An 8,144-nucleotide genomic window follows, 5' to 3' on the forward strand; every position below is an offset into this window, starting at 1 on the left:
CGTCCGATGATAACACTCATTGAATAATCAAGATAACTGCTCTTGAGAGTGTCTTCTATATTAATGTCATTTATTTCGCTATTGTCAAGCAGATCGTTCATGCAGTCCCCAAAAGTGAAGATAAGGTTGCTGATTATATCCGAACGAGCCTTAAATTCTTAAAATCTGTTTTTTTTGCGTTAATTTGCTTAATTAATTTAAATAAGGTTACAATTGTTCAAGACATTATATTGATCGTATGGAGTTTAGTATTTATGAAAAAAATAGAAGCGGTTATCAAACCATTTAAACTAGAAGACGTAAAAGATGCCCTAGCCGAGATCGGCATTACGGGTATGACGGTAAGCGAAGTGAAAGGTTACGGTCGTCAAAAAGGGCACAGCGAGTTATATCGCGGTGCTGAGTATGTTGTTGACTTCCTGCCTAAAATCAAAATGGAGATGGTTGTTGATGAAGCGATGGTGGATCAAGTGGTTAACACCGTCGTGGAAGCGGCACGCACCGGAAAAATCGGTGACGGTAAAATCTTTATCAGCGACATCAACCAAATCATCCGTATCCGTACGGGTGAAACCGATAGCGACGCTATCTAAAACTACTATAGTATAGTTCAAAGCTTCGGCTTTGATCCCCCCTTACTCATTTCTCTAGTAACTCTACCTCAAAAAGAAATCGCTTTTTTATTTTATACCACGTACTGATTAAAAATTAATCAACAAATTGCACTCTCCCTATTTGATAACTTTGTACAATGGTATTCGACATTCAAGTTATAAGGAGACAAAATGAAAAAGTGGCTTTTAGCTTTATCGCTACTGGGCGTATCGGCATTTGCTGATGACGCTAACGCAACAGCTGTTGTGGAAGCAGCTGCACCTGTACTTAACTCAGGTGATACTGCATGGATGATGATGTCAACGGCATTGGTTATGTTGATGACACCGATCGGTTTGGCATTGTTTTACAGCGGGATGACCCGTTCTAAAAACGTTCTTAATACATTTGCAATGATTTTCGGAGCATTTGCAGTTGCGATGATCGCATGGGTAATCGCCGGTTTTTCTATCGCTTTCGGTACGGCAGAGGGTTCAATGAACCAAGTGATCGGTGGTTTTGGCAATGTAATGCTAAACGGTATCAGCTGGACTGATTTTGCGAGTGTTGAGTTGGGACAACTGTATCCTAAATTCGTATTTGTTGCGTTCCAAGGGACATTTGCCGCGATTACCGTAGCAATCGTTGCGGGTTCTGTCATTGAGCGTCTCAAGTTCTCTACTTGGATGGTATTTGCCTTTATCTGGACTATCGTTGTTTATGCACCGATTGCACACATGGTGTGGGGTGGCGGTTACCTTTTCAACGAAGGTGCTCTTGACTTCGCGGGTGGTACGGTTGTACATATGAACGGTGGTTTGGCTGGTCTTGTGTTGGCAGTATTGATCGGTAAACGTGCGGGTTATCCAAAAGTGGCTATGAAACCGGCAAGTGTTATCTTGACGGCTGTAGGTGCCGGTTTGCTCTGGTTCGGTTGGTACGGATTTAATGCCGGTTCCGCTTTCGGTGCGAACGCTATCGCTGGTGTTGCTTTCTTGACAACTACAATTGCTGCAGCGGTTGCAACGGTTACATGGATCGTGGTTGAGTACATGGTATTCAAAAAACCGACTCTTCTTGGAGCGGCTTCAGGTGCAGTAGCAGGGCTTGTCGCGATTACTCCGGCAGCAGGATTCGTAAGTGTCGGCGGAGCATTGATCATCGGTATCGTTGGTGCCGCAGTAGCATTCTTCGGAGTAACAGCTCTCAAGAAAAAATTGGGTTATGATGATTCATTGGATGCTTTCGGAGTTCACTTCCTTGCAGGTCTTTGGGGTGCGATTTCAACCGGTATCTTTGCTCTTTATACACCGAACACAGACAACGCTCTTCTTTGGGCAGGACCGTTGAAAGATTCAGGTGATCGTATGGGACAAATCATGGTTCAAGCAGAATCAGCTCTTCTTGTCGGATTGTTTACTTTGGTCGGAACAATCGTAGTGTACTATATCGCAATGGCATTGACCGGCGGTTCACGTGTTAACGAAGAACAAGAGAGCCAAGGTTTGGATGAGTCTGTACACGGTGAACGTGGCTTTAACCTATAAGGAGTAAACAATGAAAAAAATTGAAGCGGTTATCAAACCATTTAAACTAGAAGACGTAAAAGATGCATTGGCAGAGATCGGTATTACCGGTATGACGGTAAGCGAAGTGAAAGGTTACGGTCGTCAAAAAGGGCACAGCGAGTTATATCGCGGTGCTGAGTATGTTGTTGACTTCCTGCCTAAAATCAAAATGGAGATGGTTGTTGATGAAGCGATGGTGGATCAAGTCGTGAATACGGTTGTTGAAGCTGCACGCACCGGAAAAATCGGTGACGGTAAAATCTTCGTGAGCGACATCAGCAAAATCGTCCGTATCCGTACGGGTGAGACAGATATAGAAGCTATTTAAAATTCCTGTCATCCTGAACTTGATTCAGGATCTTAGATTGCGGATCAAGCCCGCAATGACGAGAATGATTAAAATTTAATCAATTCTTCTTCTACAATCCATTTAATTGGATATATAATGCACACCTTTACTTCAAATTAAAGGTGCTGCATGGATACTGCGTACGTTATTGACACTCTCTTTGCCCTCTTTTCCATCACTTTGATTATTCTTATGGTTCCCGGTTTCGCGATGCTCGAAGCAGGTTTGGTTCGTACTAAAAATGTCTCCAGTGTCTTGACGGTTAACGTCATGATCTACGCGGTCGCGTCGATGGCATTCATTTTGATCGGATTTCATCTGGCATTTGGAAATACTGAAACGACTACGATGAGCAAATGGGCTTTTTTTATGTTCCAGATGGCGTTCGTCGGTAAAGCGATCAACATTATGAGCGGTGGGGTGGGTGAACGAGCTCGTCTCCTTCCGCTAACGCTGTTTACCGTTATTATGGGCGCATTGATCTATCCGACGGCGGTTAATATCAGCTGGGGAAGCGATTGGATCAAAGATACCGTGTTTGATTTGAGTTTTGTTGATTTGGCCGGTTCGACCGTCATTCACTCAACGGGGGGATGGGCACTGCTCGCAGCCATCCTCATCATCGGGGCACGTAAAGGGCGTTATGTCGGGGATCAGATCCGTGTTATTCCCGCTTCCAATATCCCATTGGTCGTATTGGGTGCGATGCTGTTATGGATCGGGTGGTTCGGCTTTAACGGCGGTTCGGTCGGATCGATTGCGACGAAAGAGGCGGCGGACAGTGTCGCATTGACGATTTTTAACACGAATACCGCAGGTTTAGCCGGAGCGATCGCTACGGGTGTCCTCATTTATATTCGTTATAAACTTTTCGATATTACGATGATTCTCAACGGTGCACTCGGAGGGTTGGTCGCGATTACTGCGGGACCTCATTTGTATACGACTATGGATGCAATTACGATCGGAACTATCGGCGGTATTTTAGTGGTCGTAGCGGTACCTTTGTTTGATCGTTTCCGTATCGATGATCCGGTCGGGGCGTTATCGGTGCATTTGGTAAACGGTATTTGGGGAACACTGGCAGTCGGGCTTTTTGCGGCCGATCCTGCCAAAGGGATAACCTTTTTGAATCAACTCAAAGGGGTTGCGGAAATCGCCGTTTTTGTCTTCAGTGTTTCGTTTGTGATTATTTATCTTATCAATAAAGTTGTCCCGTTTCGTGCATCGGATGAAGATCAGGTTCAAGGGCTTGATGTCAGTGAATGCGGACTTGAAGCCTATCCTGAATTTAAAAGAGCTATTTAGTACCTCCTTAACACTTTTGTAACACTTCTTCACTATTCTTCTTCGGGGCATTTCGCCCCGTAAAAGACTCTTTTAACCACCTCGTTGTATAATTTGTTAATGTTGCTTGAAAAGGGAAATGATGTCTATTTATCGTGAGTATGATATACGCGGAATTTATGAAAAAGAGTTGAACGAAGAGACAATTACCCGTTTGGGATATGCTTTAGCGGAAGAGATGCGTGAATTTGGCGAGTATGTAGCGGTCGGCTATGATGCACGGAGCCACTCTCCGATCCTTTTTGAATATTTGGCAGCTGGGTTGAATGCGGGCGGTATGAAAGTGCTCGGGATGGGGATGGTTCCGACTCCCGTCAACTATTTTTGTAACTATCAGGAGTTCGACGGAGTTACTCCGTGTGCATCGGTAATGATTACCGGTTCACACAATCCGAGCGAATACAATGGATTTAAAATTACGATCAACAAAGCACCGTTTTTTGGAGAGCAGATTTATGCTCTAGGACGCAAAATCGATGCTATGGAGAGCCAAGCAAAAGTCGAACGTCAGGTCATAGAGATCGATGCCCTAAGCCGATACAAACGGTTTATGGTCGAGTCGTTCGGGCATTTGCGCGGGATGGATCAGCGGATCGTATACGACTGCGGAAACGGGGTTGCGGGACTCGCGGTTGAGGATATTTTCAATGAACTGGGGTTAAAGACCAAAGGGATATACGTCGATCCCGACGGTACTTTCCCGAACCATCACCCCGATCCGAGCGAAGAGCACAATCTCGAAGACATCAAAAAACTCCTAGCCTCGGAGGGAGACATTGCATTCGCGTACGACGGTGATGCCGACCGTATCGCCGTATTGACCCCTAACAACAACATCAAAGGGGACATGATGGCGTTGCTGTTTGCTCTCAAGATGAAAAATCCGACTGTGATCGGTGAGGTGAAATGTTCGCAAGTGATGTACGACACCCTACGTGAGCGGGGTGCGACGGCGGTGATGTACAAAACAGGTCACTCCAATCTCAAAGTGAAAATGAAGGAGCTTCACGCCGACTTGGCCTGTGAAGTGAGCGGTCACGTCTTTTTTGCCGATCGTTATTTCGGATACGATGATGCGATTTACGCAACGCTCCGTATGCTGGAATTGATCCATGAAGGGGTTGATCTCGATGCCGAGATTGCGAAACTCCCGAAAGTATTTTCGACCGAAGAGATCAAAGTCAAAACAACCGAGAAAGAGAAATTTCCACTGATGGCAAAACTCAAAGAATTGCTTCAAACACCTCCCTCCTCGTTTCCGACGATCAAAGAGATCATCGATGTGGACGGAGTGCGGGTCATCTTTGACAAAGGGTGGGGATTGGTTCGTGCGAGTAATACGACTCCGGTACTCGTAACCCGCTTCGAATCGACGGAACAAGCTGAGGCACTACGGTACGAAGAGGCGCTGAATGCTCTCATCCAAGAAGCGCACAATCAGCTCAAAGGGGATGCATGAAAACGATCACGTTAACCATGCCTCTCGATATGCATTTGCACCTTCGAGACGGTGATATGCTCGAAACCGTAGCTCCGCTCACCTCGTACAGTTTTAGCGGTGCGCTAGTCATGCCGAACCTTGTCCCCCCTGTAACGACGCTAGAGGCGGTGAAAGAGTATAAAAAAAGGATCAAACACGCGATTGGGCGGGATGATTTCGAACCTTATATGAGCCTCTTTTACCAAAACTACAGTAGGGCATTTCTGGAAAGTGTGAGTGATGAGATTACGGCGATCAAACTCTATCCCAGCGGTGTTACCACCAACTCCGAAGGGGGAGTGGCGAGTTTTGACATCGAAGCGATGCGAGAAACGCTCAATGCGATGAGCGATTTGGGGATTATCCTCTCGGTTCACGGAGAGACCAACGGGTTTGTGATGGATCGCGAAGCGGAGTTTATGAGTGTGTATGAGATGCTCGCCTCCAATTTCCCGAAACTCAAAATAGTGATGGAGCATATCACAACGGCAAGCGCGGTAGAAATGCTTGATCGTTATGAGAATCTGTATGCGACGATTACGGTGCATCACCTCATTATCACCCTTGATGATGTGGCGGGGGGGATGCTCAGACCGCACCTGTTTTGTAAACCGATCGCCAAACGCCCCGAAGATCGCTCCGCTCTTTTGCGCGTAGCCCTCGAAGCCCATCCGAAAGTGATGTTCGGCTCCGACTCCGCACCTCACCCGAAACACACTAAAGAGTCGTGCGGTTGCGGGGCAGGGGTCTTTACCGCACCGATTGCGTTGCAGCTGTTGTGCGAAGTGTTCGACGCACACGAAAGATTGGATAACCTCCAAGCATTCGTGAGTGATAATGCCCAACGTATCTACGGTATTTGTGCCGAATACAAAGAGGTGGTGTTGGTCAAGCACGATTTTGTCGTCCCCGAAACGTACGGCAGTGTCGTACCGATGAGAGCGGGAGAAACCTTGAAATGGTCGATAGAGCGTGTTGAGTAAGATTTTATTGTTGGAAGACGATTTCCTCTTTGGTGAATCGATTGTGGATGTACTCGAAGAGGAGGGGTTTGAAGTAGTGCTATGCCGTAACGGGCAGAGTGCTTTGGATGAAACCTATAAAAACCATTTTGATCTCTATCTTCTCGACATCAATGTTCCTCTCATCGACGGATTGTCGCTGCTTCGGGAGTTACGCCGTGCCAACGATACGACACCCACCATTTATCTTACCTCTCACCAAGAGATTGAAAAACTCACCGAAGCGTTTGAAATCGGAGCCGATGATTATCTGAAAAAACCGTTTAATACCGATGAACTGTTGGTTCGTATCCATGCACTGCTGCGTCGTAACAAAGGGAAAGTTCGTCATTGTATCGGAGAACTTTGTTTGGATGAGCTGCATAAAACGATCTCTATGGGGGGCAAAGATATTCCTTTGTCCCTCAAAGAGTATCAGCTTATGGCTCTTTTCATCCGTAATGCGGGAGAGATTGTCACCAAAGAGATGATCATGGATACCCTCTGGAGCCCTTCGGAGATGATTAGTGACGGGGCGATTCGGGTTTATATCAACCGTCTCAAACAAGAGATCGGATCAGAGCTGATCGTCAACATCCGCGGAGTAGGGTATCGTCTTGTTTCGTAATGTCGAAATCGCTTTGGCATCGTTGTATGTAACGACCACCGGAATTTTAATCGCGGGGATCTACTATGTACACCAGGTGCTTGGGGTAGAACAGTGGGGGATTATCGCTTTTCTATCGTTGCTCATTACTCTCATTGTCGGCGGGGTCATGGCGCGGATTGCGATCACACCACTGCGCGAGCATTTTTACCATTTGGAACGGTTTTCCAAAGAGACGCTGCATGAGCTGAACCTTCCCATTAATACGATTACCGCCAATGTACAAATGCTCCGTAAAACTCATACCGATGAGAAGAGTCTCAAGCGTCTGGAGCGGATAGAAGTGGCATCCGAGATGTTAAAAGAGCGTTACAATGAGCTTGATTACATGATCAAAAAGCAAAGCGAGCGGGAAAAAATCGAGCACTTCGATTTAGGTGAGGTGATTGAAGCACGATTGGTATTTTTACGCTCTTTATACCCTTCCGTAGTATGGCAGGTTGATATTGAACCGTGTGATGTGTACGGTGATCGGATCGGACTGAGCAAAGTAATCGATAATCTGATCGAAAACGGGGTGAAATATTCACCTAAAAATCCTATAATCACGATCACACTTCGAAACTATACGTTGAGTCTTTGCGATCAGGGGATGGGAATGGATGAAATCACCCTGATCCATATTTATGATCGCTATTACCAGAGCGATTCGACAATGGCGGGGTATGGAATCGGGCTAAATCTGGTTAAACGCTATTGTGACCGCTACGCAATCGCATTGCATATCTCCTCCAAAGTAAATGAGGGGACATGCGTCAAACTTGAATTTAAAAAAAGGGAAGAAAATGGAAAATAGTTGGCTTGGAGTAGCACATAATGCCGTGGATTACGGGATTATAGGAGTATTGGTGATGATGAGTATCGTCTCATTATGGCTTTTTATCGAACGTTTAATGGCATACAATGCGATACGTATGGAAGATTATGTGACGAAAGAGGAGTTGGAACTTGATTTGGGTGATAATGTCTCTACGATCGCAACCATCGGTTCCAATGCACCCTATGTCGGATTGCTCGGTACCGTTTTAGGGATCATGATCACGTTTTACAGCCTCGGTGACGTCGGAGCGGTTGATCCGAAGAAAATCATGACAGGGCTTGCCTTGGCACTTAAAGCAACCGCAATGGGTCTCGTGGT

The 8,144-nt window shown here is 46.0% G+C and carries 9 protein-coding genes; all 9 read left to right on the forward strand.

Translation table 11 applies throughout. The annotated features are described in order from the left end of the window. Nucleotides 1-254 precede the first annotated feature (254 nt). Entirely contained in the window at nucleotides 255-593 is a 339-nt protein-coding gene (locus tag VFW36_RS02200; RefSeq protein ID WP_329657191.1) for a P-II family nitrogen regulator, read from the forward strand. 192 nt (nucleotides 594-785) lie between these two features. Then, nucleotides 786-2,141, forward strand: a complete 1,356-nt coding sequence (locus VFW36_RS02205; RefSeq protein ID WP_329657192.1) for an ammonium transporter — start codon at nucleotides 786-788, stop codon at nucleotides 2,139-2,141. Between the two features lie 10 nt (nucleotides 2,142-2,151). Beyond that, entirely contained in the window at nucleotides 2,152-2,490 is a 339-nt protein-coding gene (locus VFW36_RS02210; RefSeq protein WP_295014326.1) for a P-II family nitrogen regulator, read from the forward strand. A 150-nt stretch (nucleotides 2,491-2,640) separates the two neighbouring features. After that, complete coding sequence (locus tag VFW36_RS02215; RefSeq protein ID WP_329657193.1) at nucleotides 2,641-3,819, forward strand: ammonium transporter; 1,179 nt, start codon at nucleotides 2,641-2,643, stop codon at nucleotides 3,817-3,819. A gap of 121 nt (nucleotides 3,820-3,940) precedes the next feature. Next, nucleotides 3,941-5,317: a phosphomannomutase/phosphoglucomutase gene (locus VFW36_RS02220; RefSeq protein WP_329657194.1), complete on the forward strand. Its 1,377-nt coding sequence runs from the start codon at nucleotides 3,941-3,943 to the stop codon at nucleotides 5,315-5,317. Then, nucleotides 5,314-6,321, forward strand: a complete 1,008-nt coding sequence (gene pyrC / locus VFW36_RS02225; protein WP_329657195.1) for a dihydroorotase — start codon at nucleotides 5,314-5,316, stop codon at nucleotides 6,319-6,321. Before VFW36_RS02220 ends, pyrC begins: the two co-directional genes overlap by 4 nt. After that, the gene (locus VFW36_RS02230; RefSeq protein ID WP_329657196.1) at nucleotides 6,311-6,967 is read left to right on the forward strand and encodes a response regulator transcription factor; all 657 of its coding nucleotides are present in this window, start codon (nucleotides 6,311-6,313) and stop codon (nucleotides 6,965-6,967) included. The genes pyrC and VFW36_RS02230 overlap by 11 nt, the downstream gene beginning before the upstream one ends. Further along, nucleotides 6,957-7,802, forward strand: coding sequence for a HAMP domain-containing sensor histidine kinase (locus VFW36_RS02235; RefSeq protein ID WP_329657197.1), 846 nt, complete (start codon nucleotides 6,957-6,959; stop codon nucleotides 7,800-7,802). The genes VFW36_RS02230 and VFW36_RS02235 overlap by 11 nt, the downstream gene beginning before the upstream one ends. Beyond that, nucleotides 7,792-8,144 (forward strand): MotA/TolQ/ExbB proton channel family protein (locus VFW36_RS02240; protein ID WP_329657198.1); only part of this gene is annotated, 353 nt, incomplete at its 3' end. The genes VFW36_RS02235 and VFW36_RS02240, both read left to right, overlap by 11 nt.

Origin of the sequence: Sulfuricurvum sp. (assembly GCF_036279695.1) — a bacterium.
Lineage (GTDB): Bacteria > Campylobacterota > Campylobacteria > Campylobacterales > Sulfurimonadaceae > Sulfuricurvum.

Excerpts from the sequence above, each read along its gene's own strand:
- VFW36_RS02215 (WP_329657193.1), top strand. The coding sequence starts at position 2,641 with ATGGATACTGCGTACGTTATTGACACTCTCTTTGCCCTCTTTTCCATC.
- VFW36_RS02205 (WP_329657192.1), top strand. The coding sequence starts at position 786 with ATGAAAAAGTGGCTTTTAGCTTTATCGCTACTGGGCGTATCGGCATTT.
- VFW36_RS02220 (WP_329657194.1), top strand. The coding sequence starts at position 3,941 with ATGTCTATTTATCGTGAGTATGATATACGCGGAATTTATGAAAAAGAG.
- VFW36_RS02200 (WP_329657191.1), top strand. The coding sequence starts at position 255 with ATGAAAAAAATAGAAGCGGTTATCAAACCATTTAAACTAGAAGACGTA.
- VFW36_RS02210 (WP_295014326.1), top strand. The coding sequence starts at position 2,152 with ATGAAAAAAATTGAAGCGGTTATCAAACCATTTAAACTAGAAGACGTA.
- pyrC (WP_329657195.1), top strand. The coding sequence starts at position 5,314 with ATGAAAACGATCACGTTAACCATGCCTCTCGATATGCATTTGCACCTT.